The organism is Arthrobacter sp. efr-133-TYG-104 (genome assembly GCF_030208915.1).
In the GTDB taxonomy this organism is placed as follows: domain Bacteria; phylum Actinomycetota; class Actinomycetes; order Actinomycetales; family Micrococcaceae; genus Arthrobacter.
Map to the genome: position 1 here is coordinate 387,788 of NZ_JARVTA010000002.1, position 19,351 is coordinate 407,138.

Annotated in this window: 20 protein-coding genes; 10 read left to right on the forward strand and 10 right to left on the reverse strand. The window is 62.8% G+C overall.

What is annotated here, in order from left to right; translation table 11 throughout:
• Positions 1-10: 10 nt before the first annotated feature.
• The 3 genes from QRN04_RS03975 to QRN04_RS03985 all read right to left on the reverse strand — a co-directional run bounded on the left by QRN04_RS03975 (position 11) and on the right by QRN04_RS03985 (position 3,578).
• On the reverse strand, positions 11-1,615 hold the full coding sequence (locus QRN04_RS03975) for an alkaline phosphatase family protein (protein ID WP_284974847.1): 1,605 nt from the start codon (positions 1,613-1,615) through the stop codon (positions 11-13).
• 97 nt (positions 1,616-1,712) lie between these two features.
• Positions 1,713-2,747, reverse strand: a complete 1,035-nt coding sequence (locus QRN04_RS03980; RefSeq protein WP_284974848.1) for an AAA family ATPase — start codon at positions 2,745-2,747, stop codon at positions 1,713-1,715.
• Positions 2,748-2,825: 78 nt separating this feature from the next.
• On the reverse strand, positions 2,826-3,578 hold the full coding sequence (locus tag QRN04_RS03985; RefSeq protein WP_284974849.1) for an AfsR/SARP family transcriptional regulator: 753 nt from the start codon (positions 3,576-3,578) through the stop codon (positions 2,826-2,828).
• A gap of 64 nt (positions 3,579-3,642) precedes the next feature.
• On the opposite strand from QRN04_RS03985, the gene QRN04_RS03990 reads away from it, so the two are divergent.
• The 7 genes from QRN04_RS03990 (at position 3,643) to QRN04_RS04020 (ending at position 8,221) form a co-directional block, all read left to right on the forward strand.
• Complete coding sequence (locus tag QRN04_RS03990; RefSeq protein WP_284974850.1) at positions 3,643-3,801, forward strand: DUF1059 domain-containing protein; 159 nt, start codon at positions 3,643-3,645, stop codon at positions 3,799-3,801.
• An 84-nt stretch (positions 3,802-3,885) separates the two neighbouring features.
• Positions 3,886-4,683 (forward strand): sulfurtransferase, encoded by a 798-nt coding sequence (locus QRN04_RS03995; RefSeq protein WP_284974851.1) that lies wholly within the window; start codon positions 3,886-3,888, stop codon positions 4,681-4,683.
• Positions 4,684-4,704: 21 nt separating this feature from the next.
• The gene (locus QRN04_RS04000) at positions 4,705-5,397 is read left to right on the forward strand and encodes a histidine phosphatase family protein (RefSeq protein WP_284974852.1); all 693 of its coding nucleotides are present in this window, start codon (positions 4,705-4,707) and stop codon (positions 5,395-5,397) included.
• Positions 5,398-5,421: 24 nt separating this feature from the next.
• Positions 5,422-5,976, forward strand: coding sequence for a DUF3090 domain-containing protein (locus QRN04_RS04005; RefSeq protein WP_284974853.1), 555 nt, complete (start codon positions 5,422-5,424; stop codon positions 5,974-5,976).
• Positions 5,976-6,743, forward strand: coding sequence for an SCO1664 family protein (locus tag QRN04_RS04010; protein ID WP_284974854.1), 768 nt, complete (start codon positions 5,976-5,978; stop codon positions 6,741-6,743). Before QRN04_RS04005 ends, QRN04_RS04010 begins: the two co-directional genes overlap by 1 nt.
• 34 nt (positions 6,744-6,777) lie before the next feature.
• Entirely contained in the window at positions 6,778-7,539 is a 762-nt protein-coding gene (locus QRN04_RS04015; protein ID WP_284974855.1) for a dienelactone hydrolase family protein, read from the forward strand.
• Positions 7,540-7,588: 49 nt separating this feature from the next.
• A complete protein-coding gene (locus QRN04_RS04020; protein WP_350224908.1) occupies positions 7,589-8,221 on the forward strand; it encodes a nucleoside/nucleotide kinase family protein in 633 nt (210 codons plus the stop codon).
• A gap of 70 nt (positions 8,222-8,291) precedes the next feature.
• Here the strand turns inward: QRN04_RS04020 and QRN04_RS04025 are convergent, their stop codons facing one another.
• The 5 genes from QRN04_RS04025 to QRN04_RS04045 form a co-directional block, all read right to left on the reverse strand.
• A complete protein-coding gene (locus QRN04_RS04025) occupies positions 8,292-8,753 on the reverse strand; it encodes a GyrI-like domain-containing protein (RefSeq protein ID WP_284974856.1) in 462 nt (153 codons plus the stop codon).
• Positions 8,754-8,802: 49 nt separating this feature from the next.
• Positions 8,803-9,198, reverse strand: a complete 396-nt coding sequence (locus QRN04_RS04030; protein WP_284974857.1) for a hypothetical protein — start codon at positions 9,196-9,198, stop codon at positions 8,803-8,805.
• Positions 9,199-9,328: 130 nt separating this feature from the next.
• Entirely contained in the window at positions 9,329-9,670 is a 342-nt protein-coding gene (locus QRN04_RS04035; protein ID WP_284974858.1) for a hypothetical protein, read from the reverse strand.
• 249 nt (positions 9,671-9,919) lie between these two features.
• Positions 9,920-13,264, reverse strand: a complete 3,345-nt coding sequence (locus QRN04_RS04040) for a galactose oxidase-like domain-containing protein (protein WP_284974859.1) — start codon at positions 13,262-13,264, stop codon at positions 9,920-9,922.
• Between the two features lie 766 nt (positions 13,265-14,030).
• Positions 14,031-14,705, reverse strand: coding sequence for a haloacid dehalogenase type II (locus QRN04_RS04045; RefSeq protein ID WP_284974860.1), 675 nt, complete (start codon positions 14,703-14,705; stop codon positions 14,031-14,033).
• A 273-nt stretch (positions 14,706-14,978) separates the two neighbouring features.
• On the opposite strand from QRN04_RS04045, the gene QRN04_RS04050 reads away from it, so the two are divergent.
• From QRN04_RS04050 to QRN04_RS04060, 3 genes are all read left to right on the forward strand, one after another.
• Positions 14,979-15,992, forward strand: a complete 1,014-nt coding sequence (locus tag QRN04_RS04050; RefSeq protein WP_284974861.1) for an isopenicillin N synthase family dioxygenase — start codon at positions 14,979-14,981, stop codon at positions 15,990-15,992.
• 392 nt (positions 15,993-16,384) lie between these two features.
• A complete protein-coding gene (locus QRN04_RS04055) occupies positions 16,385-16,624 on the forward strand; it encodes a hypothetical protein (RefSeq protein ID WP_284974862.1) in 240 nt (79 codons plus the stop codon).
• A 68-nt stretch (positions 16,625-16,692) separates the two neighbouring features.
• A complete protein-coding gene (locus QRN04_RS04060) occupies positions 16,693-17,049 on the forward strand; it encodes an MDR/zinc-dependent alcohol dehydrogenase-like family protein (protein ID WP_284974881.1) in 357 nt (118 codons plus the stop codon).
• Between the two features lie 152 nt (positions 17,050-17,201).
• On the opposite strand, the gene QRN04_RS04065 is transcribed toward QRN04_RS04060, so the two are convergent.
• Together QRN04_RS04065 and QRN04_RS04070 are read right to left on the reverse strand one after the other, a co-directional pair.
• Complete coding sequence (locus tag QRN04_RS04065) at positions 17,202-18,335, reverse strand: GGDEF domain-containing protein (RefSeq protein ID WP_350224909.1); 1,134 nt, start codon at positions 18,333-18,335, stop codon at positions 17,202-17,204.
• Between the two features lie 138 nt (positions 18,336-18,473).
• On the reverse strand, positions 18,474-19,277 hold the full coding sequence (locus QRN04_RS04070) for an EAL domain-containing protein (RefSeq protein ID WP_284974863.1): 804 nt from the start codon (positions 19,275-19,277) through the stop codon (positions 18,474-18,476).
• Between the last annotated feature and the right edge of the window lie 74 nt (positions 19,278-19,351).

The window sequence follows — 19,351 nt, forward strand, 5'->3', positions numbered from 1 at the left end:
GCGGTGGCGTTTAGTAGGTAGTGCCTCCTGGGAGGATGAGGGGTTTGGTGGGCTGCTGGTTGAAGTTGAAGTCGTTCACGAGGTCGCCGAGCTGGGGGTTGCTTTCGCGGACGCCGGGCCGGGGATCAGGGCGTCCGTCGGTGGCCGGGTCGAGGCGTTGCCCGTGGAGGAAGTCATCCTCGATGAACTTCGCGTAGGCATCGTGGCTGAGGGTTTGATGGTCGATATTGCCTTGTTTGGCGTAGGGGCTGATCACTATTCCCGGGACCCGCAGGCCATAACCGTTTGCATCCACCGCCGGCGGGGTGACGTGGTCATAAAAACCACCCCAGTCATCCCATGACAAGAAGATGGCGGTACTGTCCCAATCCGGGCCGGACATGACCGCATTGATCAGCCCGGTCACGTAAGCCTGCCCGGTACTGACCAGCGCCGGCGGGTGCTCGCTCACGGCCCCTGTTGGGTTGATCCAGCTCACCGCAGGCAACGTGCCCTTCTTGGCGGCATCATAAAAGTTGGTCAGGGACTGGATATTGCCCAGTTCGCCATCCTGTTTAACGGTGTCAAAGTACGGCAACGGATTCCAGATACCAGGCGTTTTAGCGTTCTGCGCCACCGGGGCGCACACCATGGCCGTGGCATCCTCGCAATCCGGCTCAGTCCCGTTGAAAACGTAATACGCCCAAGGAACGTTCTGTTTATGCAGCAGGTAAGTCAGATCCGTCCAGGCGTAGTCAGGAGGCGCCAACTGTTGAGCGGCAGCCAGCAGCTTTTGTTTGAGCGCCGCCGGGAGAGTTGCCTTGTCAATGGCAGCCTGGCAACTGGTATAGGAATCCGCGCCCGCACAGTTCTGCGCGATAAGGGCGTGCAATTGCGCAGCAAGATCCGGGCTGATCCCCGCAGCCGTCAAGGCGTCCTGGCAGGCCTTGTTTTGGAGCCCGACCCGACACTTCCCAATCAACGTGGACTTAATCGAGGAAGTGAAGTCCGGCGGGCTGCCCGGGCTTTGAAGGGCATTCACGCACGACGCCGGATCGCCAGCCTGACTGCATTTAGCGGACCACTCCGAAACCAAATACAGATGCTCAGGCAGGCTCCAGGACGCGTTGGGTTCGAACATGTGGTCTTGAAGAGTGAAATTCTTGGCATAGGCCCAGTAATTGGGAAGGTCCCGCCCATCGTGATACCCCATGACGTCGGTTTGTTTCCCGCCCGCGCAGGCCGGATCGTTGGGTGCACAGTTCGTTGAGGCCTTTGCTGCTTGGGCGATGAAGCCGTCCATCTTCCCGCCGTCGATATCCGCAGTGGCGTTGCTCTGGCCGTGCGGGCCACCGCTGTTCCGGTCGGATGGGTCGTAATACGGTTTCACGCAGGAACCATTGGCCGGATCCGGAACGCAGACAGTGGGTGAACCGTCCTGCATCGGTATCCCGTCAGCTCCGGGAAAAGTTCCAAAGTAACTATCGAACGAGCGGTTCTCCTGCATGATGACAATGACATGCCGGATCTTACTGATGCCTGCTGGCGCGCCGGAAGCCTTCGAGGAAACCGGGCCGCTGGTGATCCCAAAAACCACGGTGACAGCAACGAGCGCAACAACGACAACGACGGCCATCCCCGCGAGTATTCGGTGCCTGCCCACCCAGAGCCGGATGCGAGTAGGCCGATGCGGTCGCTTCACTGTTCCGCTGCGTAAAACTCCGCCCATCTGATCACTCCAGCCAGCGCCACCACCGCGACCGCGCCGGTTCCGCCGTCGGCTCCGGCTCCGGCACTTCACCCAAGGCGAGCGCGGCCTCCACTATGTCCTCCGCGGTGAGCGTCATGACGGCGTCCCGATCGAGCGCGTCGAGACTTTGTTCCTCGTCGAGCGAGAGCCGCAGGGCCTGCCGGTTGAGCGCCTGCTCGAACAGGGTGCGGGCAAACCGTGCGTTACCGGAGTCCTCCCCCGCGTGGAGCCCGGTGAGGACACGGCGCAACATCTCCTCAGCCCCCGCCTCCAGGGTGTACTCGTGTTGGGCCAGCATCTGCTGGAAGATCGTCTGGAGTTCGTCAACGGAGTAGTCGGGGAACGTGATCTCGCGGGCAAATCGGGAGCGCAGTCCGGGGTTGGAGAGTAGGAAGGATTCCATCAGGCGCGGATACCCGGCCACGATCACGACAAGCCGGTGGCGGTGGTCCTCCATCCGCTTGAGCAGGACCTCGATCGCTTCGGGTCCGAAGTCCATCCGGCCGTCTTCGGGGGCCAGTGCGTAGGCCTCGTCAATGAACAGGACGCCGTCCAGCGCGCGCCGAATGACCCGGTCCGTCTTGATCGCCGTCGCCCCGACGTATTGCCCCACCAGACCCGAACGGTCGACCTCGACCAGGTGGCCTTTCTGCAGCAGTCCGACCGCACGGTACATTTCGGCGAGCAGCCGCGCTACGGTCGTCTTGCCCGTGCCCGGATTTCCAAGGAACACCAGGTGCTGTGATGTGGCCACCTCCGGCAGCCCGTAGGCCTTACGCCGCGCTTGGACTTGGAGCAATGCGACGAGGGCCCGCACCTGTTCCTTCACGGTCTCCAGCCCCACCAAAGCGTCGAGCTCGGCCTGCACCTCGGACAGCGGCCGGGCAGGGCCGGGCCTGACACCGATGAGATCGCCCATCAGGTCATCGACCCGCTCGGAACCGGGCAGCTTGAGCTGGTTGGCCAGGTGGCCAATGGTTTCACGCAGGTCATCAAGCGGATTGCGGCTGGCAGCCATAGGTCAACTGTAGTACTCGATTCCCGCCCAGGGGTTGGTGGGCAGCAGCAGTTTCACACGGTGGGCAGCCTCCGCCGTTCACGTCTGGTTGAGGAGCTGCTCGTAGACCGCCCGCGTCCTTGGGCCGGGCGAGACGCCGAGCTGTTCACGGAGAAGATCGGAGAGCCGGCCGTACACGGACACGGCCTCGGCAAGGTTGTCCTGGGCGGCCAGAGCCTGCATCAAGTAGCGATGGCCACTTTCGCGAAGAGGGTCCAGGGCGATGAGCCGGCGTCCTGCACGGACGGCGCCAGCAAGCTCGGCACCCCCGATGCCAAGCTCGGCGGCGGCGTAGCATTCCAAGGCCCGTACCCGGATCTCGGAAAGCTGGTTGCGGGTCTGGTCAATCCACTCTGCGTCCTCGCCTGGCAGGAACCCGCGTTCGGCGGTGAACAAAGCGACCAAAGCCGGTCCCCATGCCCGGGTCCAGTCCTTCTGGGCCACCGCGGATTCGGCGCGGTGTATTGCATCCACGCCGGCTTCCAGGTCTATCCAAGCCTCGGGGAGGTGGAGCTGGACGGTGACCCGTCCATCCACGGTGTCAGGGCCGAAGACGTGGCGAAGCTTAGAGAGCAACGGATTGAGGCGCGCGTCAGTACTGGAAGGATCGGCCGAACCCCAGAGCGCGTCGACGAGTTCGTCGCGGGGTACCTGGCGGTGCCGGTTGACGACCAAGTAGGTGAACATCAGGCGTCCCTGGCGACCGGGCAACCCACGGTCGATCCTTAGTCCGTCCCGCTCCACGACCAGTGGCCCGCAGATCTGCAGACGCAGCGCTGACTGCACCGCCATGACACCATGATCGCATACGACCTCAACGTTCCACGGAGGGCCGTGAATGGTTTAGGAGGACATTATGGCCAAGCTCATCCGATGCGAATGCGGGTTCGTAGTCCGCGGCGCCACCGATGAGGAAGTGATCGGAGCAATCCGCAGCCACATCGCAAGCGACCACCCGTCGCTCCTCAGCGCGGTCACCCGCGAGGACCTGCTTGGATGGATCCAAGTGGAGTGACAGCACGCTGGCGCCAAGGTAGCTCCAACCTTGGGCCAACTTTGGCCCAAGGTTGGCCCAAGGACAAGCGGCCAGACTAAAGACATGCTCATCGAACCCATCTGGCTGGAACATCATCTGTACGATCCTGCGGTCCGCGTCGTGGAAATTGACGTTTCGGCGGCCGCCTATAACCAGTGGCACATTGACGGCGCCGTGCTCTGGAACGTTTACACCGACCTGAAAGAGAACCGATATCGCCCCGTCGGCAGACAAGCAATCGAACAACTCTTGGCTCGTTCGGGGATCGGGCCTGAATCGACGGTTGTTTTCTATGGCTACGCCCCGGCGCTCGGCTATTGGCTCCTCAAGCTCTACGGGCACGCCGATGTCCGCATCCTTAACTGCTCCCGTGACGCGTGGCGCGCCGACGGGCACCCTTACGCGACGACGTCGTCCCATCCGGAGCCGACACCGTACGAGCTTCCTGAACGGGACCAGCGGCTGTTCGCCGACATGCCTACTGTTCGGCGCTCCGTCGGACGCGCTGGAACAACAATTCTTGATGTCCGCTCCGAACCCGAGTACGCCGGAGAACGGTTCTGGCCGTCCGGGGGGATGGAGCCTGGAGGGAGAGCCGGACACGTCCCCACGGCTGTCCTCCGGCCGTTCGGCGACATCCACGACCGCAAAGGCGCGTTCATCCCGGTCGACGAGCTGCGCCGGGCGATGCCCGTGCCCGAGACTGCAGGAGAGGACGAGCTCATCACATACTGCACGGTCGGAGGCCGCGCGGCCACCGCTTGGTACGTGCTTACCGAAATCATGGGACGCGAGAGGGTAAGGGTCTATGACGGATCCTGGGCGGAATGGGGTCTTGACCCTGACACCCCCGTGGTATGACCGAATGGTTAGGCTGGGGAGATGGCGACACTTATTCTCGTGCGGCACGGCCGCACCACAGCAAACGCCAGTGGACTGCTGGCCGGTCGGGCCGACGGCGTCAGCCTGGACCAGGTCGGACGCGAGCAGGCGGCTTTGACCGGAGACAGGCTCGCGTCCGTGCCCGTAGCCGGGGTGGTTTCGAGCCCTCTGGAACGCTGTCAGGAGACCGCGCAACTCATCCTCGAGCGGCAGGCCGGCACGCCGCACGCGCCGGTGGATCCCGATCTCACGGAGTGCGATTACGGCCAGTGGCAGGGCCGTAAACTCAGCGATCTCGCGGCCGAGGAATTGTGGCCGATGGTGCAGACCCAGCCGTCCGCCGTCGTCTTTCCGGGCGGTGAATCCATGGCAGGGATGCAGGCACGCTCCGTGGCTGCCATTCGGCGTCACGATGCCGCTTTCGAAGCCGCGAACGGGCCCGGGGCCGTGTGGGTGGCCGTGAGTCACGGTGACGTCATCAAGTCAATCCTCGCCGACGCGCTTGGGATGCACCTGGATCTGTTTCAGCGAATCAACGTGAGCCCGGCCTCCGTATCAATCGTTCACTACGGTGCCAGCCGGCCGAGCGTCTACGCGATCAACACCGAAGCGGGTGATTTGTCGTGGTTGTCGAATGGCGTTAGTTCTGGCGATGCGCCCGTGGGCGGCGGCGCAGGGCAGAAGACGCCGTGAATTTCATGTGCCTAAAATACTGACATGCCTACACGCGTTCACGAGTTTGCCTGGCCTGATCGGGTTGTCATCGGCACCATTGGCCTTCCCGGTGCGCGGACGTTCTACCTGCAGGTGCGCGCAGGGGCGCAGATCGTGAGTATTGCCCTGGAGAAACAGCAGTCGGCCTTACTCGCGGAGAAGATTGACGAAATTCTCGACCAGCTCATCACCATTGACGGCAACCCTTTCAGCATTCCTACGGGAACTCCCGTTGAACTCGTCGACAATGACCCGCTCGAGGCGCCTGAGGAGCAGTTTCGGACCGGCGCCATAACCTTGGACTGGGACCCAACCACTGCGCAGGTCGTCGTCGAGGCGTACCCCCTCACCGACGTCGATACTGATGACGACGTCGAACCGCTGAGCGAGATCGTCGCTGAAGTGCCCGAGATGTTGCTGGTGCGCATGCCGGTCGGCACTGCCCGCGCGTTCGCCAAGCGCACCCGTGAGATCGTCGACGCCGGGCGTCCCATGTGCCCGCTCTGCGGGTACCCCATCGACGCCGATGGGCACACCTGCACCCTTCCCGAGGTCTAATGCCGGCGCTGGACCTGGTGACCGCCGAGCTGACGCTTACCGGCCGCATTACGACGGCGTCAAACGCTACATTCCTCGGCAGCATCGGCGACGTCCCGATGGTCTATAAGCCGATAGCAGGCGAAAGTCCGCTGTGGGATTTCCCCGACGGCACCTTGGCCCATCGGGAGGTAGCCGCCTACTTGGTTTCGGAGGTCTTCGGCTGGGACGTCGTGCCGCACACCTGGCTCCGCGGTGGTCCCTTGGGCGAAGGAATGGTGCAGCTCTGGCAGGAGCAAGACCCCAGCCAAAACGCAGTGGACCTTGTTGCCGCCGAGGACGTGCCGGAGACGGGCTGGAAACACGTTCTTGAGGGACAGGATGACAACGGACGGATAGTGGCCCTCGTCCACGAAGACTCGCCGGCGCTGAGACGCATGGCGGTGTTCGACCTGGTGGTCAACAACGCCGACCGCAAAGGCAACCACATCCTTGCCATGACGGACGGGCACCGGCACGGCGTGGACCATGGGCTCACCTTTCACAGTGACCACAAGCTACGCACTGTGCTGTGGGGATGGGTGGGAGACGCTCTGACCTCCGAGGAACGCGACGGCATCGATCGTGTCACTGAAGAACTAAATGGCGAGCTGGGCCGAAAGCTGGCTGGCTTGCTCAGCGCCGAAGAAATCGCAGCCCTCCATGCGCGCTGCGACCGGCTGCGCCTGACGGGGCGGTTCCCTGCCCCGAGCGGTGAAATGCCAGCTGTGCCCTGGCCGTTGTTCTAGGGAACTCCCGGGGCGGCTCCGATAGGGTAAACCCATGCTCATCGACATCCCCGCCCCCGGCGGCACCGCAGAAGCCTTAGTCATCCGCCCCTCCACCGGCACAGGTGACTTTCCCGGCGTCGTTCTCTACATGGACGCGTTCGGTCTGCGCCCCCGCATCGAAGAAATGGCCCAGCGGATCGCGGACTGGGGCTACGTGGTCATGGCGCCGAACGTGTTTTACCGTGAAGGTTCCATCAAAGACCTCGCCCCAACCTTGGACATGTCCACCAAGGAAGGCAGGGAGGCCGCCGGCAAGGCTGCTTTTCCCCGGGTAGGTCGCCTGACCACGGATAAAGCGCTACCGGACATTCAGGCATGGGTTTCCGCCATCACAGAACTCGACGGCGTGAGGCCCGGCCCCATAGGAACCACCGGATACTGCATGGGTGCCAGGCTCGCCGTCCGCACCGCCACCGCTCACCCCGAGCTGGTAGCCGCATGCGGTGGTTTCCATGGTGGCGGCCTGGCAACGGACGCCTCTGACAGTCCACACTTGGGCCTGCGTGATGCACGGGCACAATTCGTGTTCGGGCACGCCGACCACGATCCCAGCATGGATCCGGCCGCAGTGTCGCGCCTGGGCCAGGCCCTCGATGAAGCCGGGCTCACCGCCTCCAACACAATTTATGAGGGCGCCCCGCATGGCTACACCATGGCCGACACCTCCGCCTACCACCACGAAGCCACCGAACGGCATTTCCGGGAGCTTCAGGCGCTGCTGGACGGCACGCTCAAGGGCGATTCCATTCGATGAGGCCCGGGCTTCGTCCGGCTACGCTGTCCCCGGCCGTAGGAGAGCGCCCGTGCAGCTGATCGTTCCCGGCGACGTCGTAAAACTGGCTGACCGCGTCCGCAGCCGATCCGTCACAGGAATGCGTCAGATCGTCGGGATTGCCGGCTCTCCGGGATCGGGCAAGTCCACGCTCGCCGAACTTCTGCGTCAGGAGCTTGGCGAGGAGAGCGTCGTCGTGCCTATGGACGGTTTCCACCTCGCCAACGCCATCATTAGCGGCACGCCGCTCAGCGCCCGGAAGGGAGCCATCGACACGTTCGACGTCGGCGGGTACCTTTCCATACTGGAACGTCTCAGGAACAACGACGAAGAGCTCGTCTACGCGCCCGAATACCGCCGCGGCCTCGAAGAGCCCATCGCTGCGTCCATAGCCGTTCCCACGTCAACGCCATACGTCCTCACCGAAGGCAACTACCTCCTTGCCGAGCAGGGCCCTTGGGACAAAGTTCGCAATTACTTGGATGAGGTCTGGTTCGTCGAGACGGAACGGGCCACGCGGATGTCACGCCTCATTCAGCGCCATATCGACGCCGGGATGGAGCCGGCCGCCGCGGAAGCATGGGCACGTGGGCCCGATGAAAACAACGCACGGTATATCGAGACGACGAAGGAGCGGGCGGACCTCGTGGTCAGGTGGGACTAGAAACCACCGCTGTGCGACTACCCAGTGCTCTCGACAACCATCGTTGCCTGGATGCGGTCCCTGTTAAGTCCTACTTGAGGAGGCGCACGATTGTTGTCTCAGTCTGGGCTGGATCCGGCGTTGGATCTCCGTAGATCTCCCAGGAGTGCCCGGCAGACTCCCGACGATTCGCGGCCATCCACTCGTCGATCGCGTTGTACGTCTCGTTGAGGCGGTCGTACGGCCCGCGGTGGATGGCCACGGCAGCCTCACCGCTTGGCGTTTCGGTCGCGTAGACCTCCCCCGCCGTTTCGAAGGTACGCGTGACTTCAACGCCGAACTCGCACAGGATGGGCGCGCCCGGCTCGTTCGCATGGTGGTAGACGAAGATGTTATGGCCGTTCGACCAGAGACCCGGCTGGCTGCGGATGAAGTTCCAGACCTGTCCCACGGCTGGCCCCCATGCCGAGCCAACCTCACCGGGGGCGACCGTGCGCCGGACCACGGCCAGCTTGCGGGGGGAAACAACGTGCACGTCGATAAACACTGCCATGACTGGAGTGTAGACCGAGGGGATCTGCCAGCAACCAGGCTTGCGGCGGTTACCCGGGCACGTCAACGAGTTTTAGTGGAATATCGGTGTTTTCGTTCGTGTAGTAGCTTGCACATACCCGGTGGTAGCCGTCAGCCACCTGCGCCGGGACACCCCGGGCCAGGTCGCCCCTGACCATGAGAATGGGCGACAGCTTCTTGCCATCCTTTATCTTCTGGAGGTCAGCCGCCACGTGGGCGTTGTCCTCAGGAAGCAGCACCAGCCTCGCTGCCCGGAGAATGTCCTTTGCTTTACGGTGCTGTATCGGCGCACCCTTGAGCGCCACGACCACGGAGGCCACCACCTCATCGGACGCCAAAAGGGACAAGTAGTCAGTGGCACCCGGATAGTCCTGCTCCTCAGGTTCCGACCGCCAGCGGACTTCGGTTTTGTCGTCGTCAGACATGATGGATCACATCCTTATCAGTTTCAACCAAACGGCACGCATTCCAGAATGATGGGTCGGTCGTCGAGGTTCGTGGGTCTCAAGTGCACGGCCTCAGAGGATCCGCACGGGTCCCGTGCTACCGCTGGACCTACGTCGCGGGGCCAGCTTGTGCTGCCCGGGCGTGACTGGATGCTGCGCCGACGGCGCGGGCGGCGACTTCGGCCAGCCCCAGGACTGCGAATGCGACGATGCCATGCAGGATTCCCAGACCGGGCACGGCGAAGGACGCATAGGCTAGGGCGACCTGAATCACGACGACCAGTAGCAGCCACGCCGACCACTTGATTCCTAGTTTGCCGATCAATGCGATGAGCAACAGGACGAGGGCCAACGGCGGGATGATGAACTGGCCCACAACCTGATGGACGTCGAAACCCGCGAAGTCCGTACTGTCAGTGATGGGCTTGCCGTCTTGTACATATTGGCCCATAGTAAACGTCGCCCAGGCAATGGCGGCAGCCTGAATGACGACACAAGCAGCGATGATGTGACAGATAATCCGATACGCCTGTTGCATGACTAATTCCCCGTCTCTGTCAGCCACGCGGGCAGTGAACCATTCGCGTCAGCTTGGCGCCGAGATTACCCCCAAGGACATGGAACGTCAACGCGCCGCGTTGGCTCGTGGAAAAGTCCAGTCGTGGCCCTGGGACTGCTGGAACTCGGATCGGGTCCGGAGCTAGGGTGCGGCGAGAACTTCAATGATCGCGAGGTTCCACTGGTCCGATGTTGGGGAGGTGTCGTTGATGGTCACTGGCGTGCCGGTCGGCGGTGTGGTGGAGTTCTGTCGTTGGACCCAATACGTGTCTCCCGCCGGCGCCAGGTACTGGTCGACGAGGGTCTGATTCGACCCTGGCGTGTGGGCTATCGGGTTGGACCAGTCCGTGCCCACGCCCCAGACCCAAGAACCGGCTCTGGTGGTGGTGAGGGTGGCCGTTGGCGCGCCGGAGGAGGCGTTCGAACCCAGTGTTGCTCCTGTTGTGGTGTCTGCGCCGCGGAAGGCGACAACCGTCATGGCGGCCTGCCAACTGCCCGAGGCCTGAGTGGCGGTGATGGTCGCATTCGAAAGCGGGCCGGGGGCGACGGCTTGCCAGATCTCGGCGGTGCCTGGTTGCGTGTTGGTTCTTTGTCGGAGTGTCCAGCTGAGCCCTGCGCCGGCAACGCCGGCGATGCGGGCTGAATTCGCGGAATTCGGCCCGTCCGAACTTATGAAGGCAAGGATGAGTTCGTTGGAGCCCGTGGTTGTCACGCCCGGTGTGCTGATCGTCGTCGAGCTGGTTCCTTGGTGGGCGGAAACGATCTTATCGATCGTGATCCCATTGGGTGCTGCGACGGCTTGCGCCGTGGCGGTGTTCGACGGCGGGCTGACATTGCCTGCCGCGTCGAGGGCGGCGACTGTGTAGGCGTACGTTGTACCGGCGACCACGGAACTGTCGGTGTAGTTGGTCGACGGCGAGGTCCCTATCACGGTTCCGTCGCGAGAGACCCGGTACGAGGTGACGCCCACGTTGTCCGTGCTGGCCGTCCACGTCAAGGCGATCTGTCCTGCAGATGCAGAGGCCGCGAGGCCCACCGGCGCCGTTGGCGGAGTTGTGTCCTGGCTGGGCGCCGACAACCGGATCATGGCGGCTGTGGACGGAACACCATTGGCATCAACGATCGAGAGCAGGTAGTACCCCGGAGGCGCGTAGTTGCCGTTGACAGGCATCTGTACGTTGAGACCACCGGAGGCTTGCGAGAAACTCAGGTTCATGGCGCGCGCGTTCTGGTCGAAGGCGTGGGTCACGGATCCCGTCTTGATCAGGGATACGGATTGGATCCGGCTTGCCTCAGGTGTTCCTATGAAGGTCGTCGAACCGTACTGGGCGCTGCCCGGTACGTTGGAGATGGTCGGCCGCGGGCCTTTGAAGAGGTACGGCGGGGAGTAGATCTGATAGCTTTTCTGGTCCGCAACTCCGGAGTCCCCGCCGCTGCCGGATACGAAGACCCGACCGTCCGGAAGCAAGACGGCCACCGAGTGGTAAAGGCGGGGAGCTGACATCGATGCCACAGTGCTCCACGTTCCCGTGGCCGGTTGCCAGACCTCGGCCTGCATCACAGCTTTGGTGACATCCTGACCCGATTTGTCGGTTCCGCCTCCCGTCGCAAGGACTGTGCCATCCGGAAGGTTCGTCAAATTCACGAAGCTCCGGGGAAACGCCATGGGGGCTGCCGCCTGCCATGCCGGGTTTTGCCCGTTCATGTCCAAGGTGTAGGCGGTATTAGTGGACTGCCCCGTGAATCCCCCGTCCGAGGCGGATCCGGCCTTGATGAATTTCCCCGGCGCGTAGTTCGCGATCGAGGCACCGTCCAGGACGCGGGAGTCCACGGTGGCCCACTGCTGCGTGGACACATTGAGGTCCAGGCTCGAGGTGGCTTGTTCGGACGCTCCCGCCTGAAGGATACTGCCGTCGCCCAGTTGATACATAAAGGGGTAATAGGGGATGCTCCGGTTCGCGCCAGTCAGGTCGGTCCACGAGTTCGTGGTGGGTGAATAGACTTCCGGGACGGGCACGATATCTGTCGAGCTGGTGTTCGAACCCGAGGTCACCAGGACGCGTCCGTCGGCCAACGTCGTTGCTGTCGGGTACCACCGTGGGTGATTCATGGGCGCCAGAGTCTGCCAGGTTTCCGTGGCCGGGTCGAAGGCAGTCACATCGCGGATACCCAGCCCACCCTGTGTCGCTGTCCCGCCTACGACGAGGATGCGGCCGTCCGACAGGACCGCTTGACCTGCGCAGAAGAGATCGGCGGCTGCGCTCGGTACTTGGGTGTAGCTGCCAGTCACGGGATCGAGCAGGTACTGCTGGCCGCCTTGGGAAAAGTCGCCCTGCCAGGTGAGAACCTTGCCGGTAGGTGTCAGTGCCGCGTGAATGGACACCTCCGGCCATGGAACGACAGGGCCCCACGAGCCGACCACTGACGGGTCCGTGCTGGACCCGTTCGCTGTGGTAAACGTCGCGTCGCCCGAGACGGCAAGATTGCCTGCCGCGTCGGCGGATTTCACCCTGTAGTGGTAGAGGGTGCCGGCCGAAAGCCCTGACAGTGCCTGCGAGTGCGTGGTCTGTAGTGTGGAATTCTGAACCGTGCTCTGGCCGTATGCCGTGGTCGTGCCGTATTCCACTTGCGAGCTGGAACCTTCGTCGGTGGTCCAGGTGATGGTTGCTCCGCTGGAACTGGGTGTGCCGGCAGAGACGGCGGAGATCTGTGGCGCTGTGGTGTCACCTGTTGCGGGCGAAGCCGGAAGAATTTCTATGAGGGAGAGGTTCCACTGGTCGGTTGTGGGTGCTGTGTCATTTATCGCGACGGCGGCAGGAGGTGCCGCCGTCGTCGTTGTGCTTTGGCGCTGGACCCAGTAGGTATCGCCTTGGCTTGAGAGGTACTCATCGACCTTTGTCTGCCCGACGCCGACGGTACGGGCGATCGCTTTGTCCCAGTCATTTCCCGCTCCCCAGACCCATGAGCCGGCCCGCGTTGTGGTCAGGGAAGCGTTGGGCGCCCCGGTAACGGCACTCCCTGTTCCAACGGCGCCGTCGGTGGCCAAATCCGCGCCGACGAATGTCACAACAGTCATCGACGACTGGTACGAGCCCGCGTAAGTGGCCGTAACCGTAGCGTTCGTCAGTACGCTCGGCGCGACGGCCTGCCAAATCTCCGCAGTGCCAGGCCGGGCGTTGGTCCGCTCGCGCAACCGCCAAGAGAGGCCGCCACCAACGACCGACGCGACAGACTCGGCCGTGGAACGAGGCCCGTCCGACATGACTAAGGCAACAAGGAGTTCGTTCGTCTGGCTCGTAGTGAAGGCGGGCGAGACGATTTTTGTCGAAGGCGTGCTCTGGTGCGTGCTGACAATCCGGTCCGTGGCCAGAGGTACCGCTGCTGCGGCGGCCGGTGCTTCCGGGGACAGGCTCAGGACGGATCCTGCGACTGCAAGGGATAAGCTCGCCAGTAGCGCGAGGGGCCGTGAGGAAAAGATGCGTTGCATGATTGGTCCTTTGATGCGACTGGCCGTGGCAGGTCAGGATCCGTAGTGAAAACCAAGGCGTCAGATTCGACGCAACGAACGTAGCTTCACCACTGGCGTGAAAAAAATTGACGGGAACTCAGTAGCTTCCCGTTGACCTCTCAGCATGGGAAATGCCCGCGGGAAAATTCCAGAACCGTACCGGCCCTCCGACGCCGCGGGGCCATGCTTCAACTCCACTGCTCAAAAAGGCTTCACTGAGCTGGCAAACGGTTCTCCGCCAGACGGCGCTGGCCTACTCTGACGTGTGCAGCCAGGTGCCGCAGGCGTTTGGAACGGTTTCAGACGCCTGATCAGGGACTCTTACGAACACGGTGATCTCCTCACGATTCTGCAGAGAAACGCATCACCCAGCGGGCGGAGACCATGCGTTCGGTAAGCGGCGCGGGTGAACCGCTGACGGCGGCATTCATGCCGCCCAAAACGCCGGGCTGGGTACGTCGGCGGATGGGAAAGACCTAACTGAGCCGGCAAGGCCCCCGGGCGGCCGGCACTGCTTGCAGCAAGCGCATCTGGGCAAGGTGGATCGTTTGGGAAGGCAACCTTGTCTTCGCCACGCCCCGCTGCCACGGTCAATTCCACACTCGAAGAATAGCTGTCCGTGAGCTGTCCCAGCAATGGAAGTTAGTCAGGCTATTCCGCAGGCCGCGCCGACTGTTCTTCAACGCGGGCGCCTCCTGTTGAGACTCAGTATTCGTAACATGGAATTGTACGGCTGTGCCCGGCTTCAGCTTTCTCCAGATAAGGCCGGGGCCAGTTCAGCAAGGGCGGATACGGTGTAATCAGGCGCATGGAAATAGTCCGGGTATGGCCCGCCAGCCCGGTTGATCCACGCGGTAGCCAAGCCCGCTCGTGACGCGCCGTGAATGTCCCAAGGGTGAACGGCGACCAGCAGCACCTCCTCCGGCCGGACGCCGCATGTGGAAGCAGCGTACTCGTACGACGCCCTGCCGGGCTTCCACGACGGAGCATCCTCCACCGAGAGCAACAGGTCGAAGTCGCCCCGGATGCCGGCGGCCGTGAACAGATCCTCGGCCACCTTTGTGTTGCCGTTGGTCAGGGTCGCCAGGCGGTGTCCACCTGCGTGGAGAGCTTTGACGCCGGCGACGACATCCGGGTGCAACCCGAGACCGGAGAACCCGGCCATGACGTACTCCACGGCAGCCTCGGTGTCCCGGTTCAGGTCCATGCCGGTCAAAAGGCCGCGCAACGCTTCGGCGCCGATCCCGGCGAAGCTGCCGCTGTCTCCGGCGGCGGTGAGCGCAAAGCCGTCGCGCAGCAGGGTCGCGAACCATAGCTTCGCCACGAGTGCCGGGGCACCCACGTCAACGAACCGCTGGCCCATGGGGGACATATCCGAAAGGGTTTCGTTGACATCGAAAAGAATGATTGAGGGCTTCATGCAGGTTCTCCTTCAGTGGTGTTTGCTTGGTTGTTGAATGGGCCACGACCCTCGGCCATGTTCAGATGAGGGCTCCGCCGACCGTCATGTCGTGGAGATCGGGATATAGCAGATCGCGGAGGGGGCAACGCCTCCGGTAGGGCCTGACCAACTGATTACCCTTCGGATTGACATATTTCGACATGTAAACGACGTCCCCTGAACGGCCGGGCGTAATGTTGGTAGCAACCGCGACATATTCTTCCGAAATTCGCCGCAAAGGACTATAAGACCTTGTCACTCGAATCACTGCCCGTTCTGGACTACTCCCGCCTGAGCGCCGGGCCAGCGGAAGCCTCCCGGTTCCGGGACGATCTCCGCGATGCCATGCACAACGTGGGCTTCCTCTACCTCGCGGGGCACGGCATCCCCCAAGAACTCACTGACTCCATGCTCGATATCTCTCGCCGCTTCTTCAACCTTCCCGAGGAACAAAAGCTTGAGGTCGAGAACATCCACAGCCCCCAGTTCCGCGGCTACACCCGTATGGGCGCTGAGATCACCGACCGCGCCGTCGACTGGCGCGAGCAAATCGACATCGGCGTCGAACGCGGTGCCGTGGAACCGGGACCCGGTGTTCCCCGCTACAGGCTCCTGGAAGGACCCAACCTTTGGCCGACGGCGCTGCCCGAGATGCAGGACATCGTCTCCGAGTGGACCGAGCGGCTCTCTGCCATCTCTATGAACCTCCTACGGGCGCTTGCCGTGTCCCTCGGAGCACCTGAGGACAGCTTCGACGCAGCGTTCGGGGACAAGGCCTTTCCGATGCTCAAAATCGTCCGATATCCGGGAGAATCCGGCGATGAACCCAAACAGGGAGTGGGGTCCCATCGCGACGGCGGCGTGCTGACACTACTCCTCGTTGAACCGGGCAAGGGCGGCCTCCAGGTCGAATACCAGGGACAGTGGATCGATGCACCCCAAGTACCTGGAACGTTCGTCGTGAACATCGGCGAAATGCTGGAACTGGCCACCAACGGCTACCTCAAAGCAACCCTGCACCGCGTCATCTCACCCGCACGCGGCACCGACAGAATCTCCCTGCCCTTCTTCTACAACCCCGCACTGGACGCGCGCATGCCCCAACTCGCCATGAACCCGGAGTTCCACACCAAGGCTCGCGGCCTCTCCGTTGACCCGACAAACAGCCCCATCCTTGAAACCTACGGGGACAACGCACTCCGCTACCGACTCCGGGCGCACCCGAACGTAGCAGCACACCAACACCCGGACCTAGCCACAGCCTAAGAGCACAAGATCCGGAGTAAACAGGCTGCGCCGCTTGCCTGAGGCATACCGGTTTGGAAATGTTCTGCCGGCCACCGCGGCGGAGACAACAAAGCTGACGGCGCGCTGGGTATGGTTTTCTCACCTCAGCTTTGGGTCGACGTTATTCCGCACCCGTGCAGCACGTTTGCTCTTTAGCCTCGTCGCTGCGACGTGAAGGGCGCTACTCCCCCGTGGTCGCCCCCGGGATCGAACCGGGCACCTGAGGATTTTCAGTCGTGGGCTATTCCAACTGAGCTGGGAGGCCTCGCCGGTGGAGCGGGACGGATTGCTGACCGGAATGCATGCGTGTCCTGGGCCATGGTGCTTACACTGTTCTCTTGCCCATTTTCAGACGAGGAAACGGACTACTCATGGCAGCCGAGGATTATGTCGTTCACACCCATGCCAGCGCGTCGATTCCGGAGGATACCCTCACGGTATGGCGGCCGATCATCAAGGATGACCTGCCATGCATCCAGATCGACCAGTCCGACGGAATCACTGCCGCGGTGAAGTACCGCACCGTCGACGCCGTCGCGCTCGCCGCCGCCATCCTGGAAGCGGCCGAGCTTGACCCGCAGACAGCGTTCACGTGCACAACGTCGGGATGACAGGATTTGAACGGAGACAGGCCTGCTTGGTCGGGTGACTGGTCTCAGAGAGCCTCACCGCGTCAGGGATCAAAGCCGATGTCTTGGTCGAATGCACCGGCATCGCCTCCGTGGTAATGGAATCGGTCACCTGCCGGGCTCTTGATTCCGTAACGTGCCTGACAGGTGTGTCTTCGACCGGCAAAACTGACCAGGTGGACGTCGGTGCCCTCAACCGGGCCCTAGTGCTGGGCAACGAATCCGTATTCGGCAGCGTCAACGCCAACCGCAGCCACTACGAAGCCGCGGCGGCTGCCCTGGAGAAGGCAGACAGCGGATGGCTGCAGCGCCTCATCACCCGCAAGGTGCCACTCACCGACTTCCAGGACGCGTTCCGGCGGCAGGACACGGACGTAAAGGTCGTCCTCGAAGTGAAGGGCAACTGACGCGACACGGGCCGCTGGCTGCTTGCCCCTACCTCTGCCGTTGCCGGCCCGGACGCTGTCTACCTGTCCTCGCCAGTTCCCATGCAAGGCCAACACTCGCGCACGGTCAGCGAATTCATCGTAGCGGAGGGTGGGCGCATTCCCTTTGTGCCTCAGTCCGCTGCATGCACGACGCAGTCTCGGCCCCGGGATTTGGCACGATAAAGGGCAGCGTCCGCGGCCTCTATCATGGTCTCAAGCAGGGCAGTTCCTGTTCCGGCGGAGGCTATCCCGTAGCTGACCGTCGGGTGCCGGGAGTCTGTATCTGTTGCCTGAAGGGTGCGGCTTATTCGTGTTGCGATGGTGTTTGCGGTGTCGATGCCAGTTCCCGGCAGGAGGATGATGAACTCTTCACCCCCGAAGCGCCCGACGAGGTCACCTGAGCGGACTTCGGCGTTACAGGCCGCGGCAAATGCCTGAAGGACCAGGTCGCCGGCCGGATGCCCATACGTGTCGTTGACCGTTTTGAAGTGGTCAAGATCTGCCAGGATGAGTGAGGCCGGCCGTCCCAACCGGTTGGTCCGCTGTATTTGCCCGGCCGCCAGATCGAGGAACCCGGCTCTGTTGAGGAGCCCCGTCAGTGGATCCCTGTTGGCCCGGATCCGCAGGTCTTTTGCCACCTCTTCGTTGTTGAGCGCGGCCATGCTGAAGGAAGCGACGACAAGGAGCAACATGGTGATGAACGTCGTTGGCTGGGAACCGAAAAACTGGACGAACACCGCGCCGTGGGGCCCCTCTGCCAGGAACGCGGCCCAGCGGCCCAAATAGTAGGCGGCCAAGAACCCTGCCGCAATCGCCAAGGGCACTTGGATGTGTGCGTACTCTGCCGGCGGTGAGCGCACCTCACGATACGCAAGAGCGAACAACACGCACATCAGGCCAAGGAATACCGGTCCCCCGGCCCAGTCGTTTGAGGCCGGATGATCCAACGCGGATGCCACCGCTGTGACGGCCGGGCCAGGCAGGATCAGCCACCGTTTGGGTGAGGCCTTGCTGAGGGAACGTGCCGCTGCCCAGACACTGGCTGCGCCTGCGACCAAAAGTGAGTTCGCCGCAGGGTTCGCCCAAACCTGTTGGGTGGTACCGTCCAAGAGGTATCCGGCCGCGCCAAAGGGGAACAGGAGCAGCGCCAAGGACCACCACCCACTGTAGGGAGCGCGGGTCCGGCGGTATATGACTCCATAAAAAAGCAGAAACAGCGTCAATGCGATCGCTCCGAAGGCGACGCGCAGCGTTGCAGTGTCCAAAATTGCTCCCAAACCCCAGATCCGGGTCGCCCGGAAAACCAGTATGCACACACCCAACGCCCGGAATCCAGAGGCGCAGGACTGAAAACCGCCTAGTCAAATGCCGGCACTTCAGGAAAGCCGGCAGCACCTTCTGCTTCATCCGTCGGCTGCTTCGTTGGCACGCCAAGGCCGTCCCTTCAGGGCCGGTTTTTCGCGCCAGCTGGTCCAGTCCTCGGGCCTGACGGTGGGTCGACCCAGCAGGAACCCTTGGCCTGCACTCATGCCCAGATCCGCGGCAGCCTCTAACTCCTGGAAGGTTTCGATGCCTTCGGCGACCAGCACGGCACCGATCTGGGTGGCGAATCCGACCATCGCCGCTCCGAGTGCCCGCTGGCCAAGGTCCGAGTCGATGCCAGCGATAATATTTCGGTCTAGTTTGATCACGTCAGGCTTGAGCTGCAGGATATGGCGCATGGACGCGAACCCGGCACCGGCATCATCCACCGCTATGCCTATCCCGTCCCGACGCAGTCCGGACAGAGCTGCGGCGAGCGGTCCGTAGTCCAACACGGGATGGCGCTCAGTCACCTCCAGCACGATTCGCCGCGCAGGGACCCCGGCACCTGAGAGTAACTGCACCAGTCTCGGGTCAAGGCAAAGACCGGGTGAGACATTGAACGCCACATACACGAACGGGGGAACACCCCGGGCCGCGGACAGTGCCGTTTCCAAGGCAGCTATTTCCAGTTCCAGTCCCAGCCCGACGGACTCAGCCTCCGCAAACCACGCTTCCGGAGAATTTCCCGGTGAGCTAAGAAAACGGCTGAGCGCCTCGGCACCGATAACGGATCCGGAATCCAACGACCTGATGGGCTGGAATGCAGTCAGCAGTGCATGATCCGCGATCATAGCTTCGACCCGCCCCCGGACTTTCGTCGCTGCCACGACATGAGGTGCCACGGCCCTGGCCGATCCTTCGGGTCACGTCCCGTGGAGTGGTGTAAATCTCGGGTTCTGAGCGTCGCTTCGTTGAC

Bases quoted from the DNA above. Each gene is read 5' to 3' on its own strand.
- QRN04_RS03975 (WP_284974847.1), bottom strand. From the start codon at position 1,615: ATGGCCGTCGTTGTCGTTGTTGCGCTCGTTGCTGTCACCGTGGTTTTT.
- QRN04_RS03980 (WP_284974848.1), bottom strand. From the start codon at position 2,747: ATGGCTGCCAGCCGCAATCCGCTTGATGACCTGCGTGAAACCATTGGC.
- QRN04_RS03985 (WP_284974849.1), bottom strand. From the start codon at position 3,578: ATGGCGGTGCAGTCAGCGCTGCGTCTGCAGATCTGCGGGCCACTGGTC.
- QRN04_RS03990 (WP_284974850.1), top strand. From the start codon at position 3,643: ATGGCCAAGCTCATCCGATGCGAATGCGGGTTCGTAGTCCGCGGCGCC.
- QRN04_RS03995 (WP_284974851.1), top strand. From the start codon at position 3,886: ATGCTCATCGAACCCATCTGGCTGGAACATCATCTGTACGATCCTGCG.
- QRN04_RS04000 (WP_284974852.1), top strand. From the start codon at position 4,705: ATGGCGACACTTATTCTCGTGCGGCACGGCCGCACCACAGCAAACGCC.
- QRN04_RS04005 (WP_284974853.1), top strand. From the start codon at position 5,422: ATGCCTACACGCGTTCACGAGTTTGCCTGGCCTGATCGGGTTGTCATC.
- QRN04_RS04010 (WP_284974854.1), top strand. From the start codon at position 5,976: ATGCCGGCGCTGGACCTGGTGACCGCCGAGCTGACGCTTACCGGCCGC.
- QRN04_RS04015 (WP_284974855.1), top strand. From the start codon at position 6,778: ATGCTCATCGACATCCCCGCCCCCGGCGGCACCGCAGAAGCCTTAGTC.
- QRN04_RS04025 (WP_284974856.1), bottom strand. From the start codon at position 8,753: ATGGCAGTGTTTATCGACGTGCACGTTGTTTCCCCCCGCAAGCTGGCC.
- QRN04_RS04030 (WP_284974857.1), bottom strand. From the start codon at position 9,198: ATGTCTGACGACGACAAAACCGAAGTCCGCTGGCGGTCGGAACCTGAG.
- QRN04_RS04035 (WP_284974858.1), bottom strand. From the start codon at position 9,670: ATGGGCCAATATGTACAAGACGGCAAGCCCATCACTGACAGTACGGAC.
- QRN04_RS04040 (WP_284974859.1), bottom strand. From the start codon at position 13,264: ATGCAACGCATCTTTTCCTCACGGCCCCTCGCGCTACTGGCGAGCTTA.
- QRN04_RS04045 (WP_284974860.1), bottom strand. From the start codon at position 14,705: ATGAAGCCCTCAATCATTCTTTTCGATGTCAACGAAACCCTTTCGGAT.
- QRN04_RS04055 (WP_284974862.1), top strand. From the start codon at position 16,385: ATGGCAGCCGAGGATTATGTCGTTCACACCCATGCCAGCGCGTCGATT.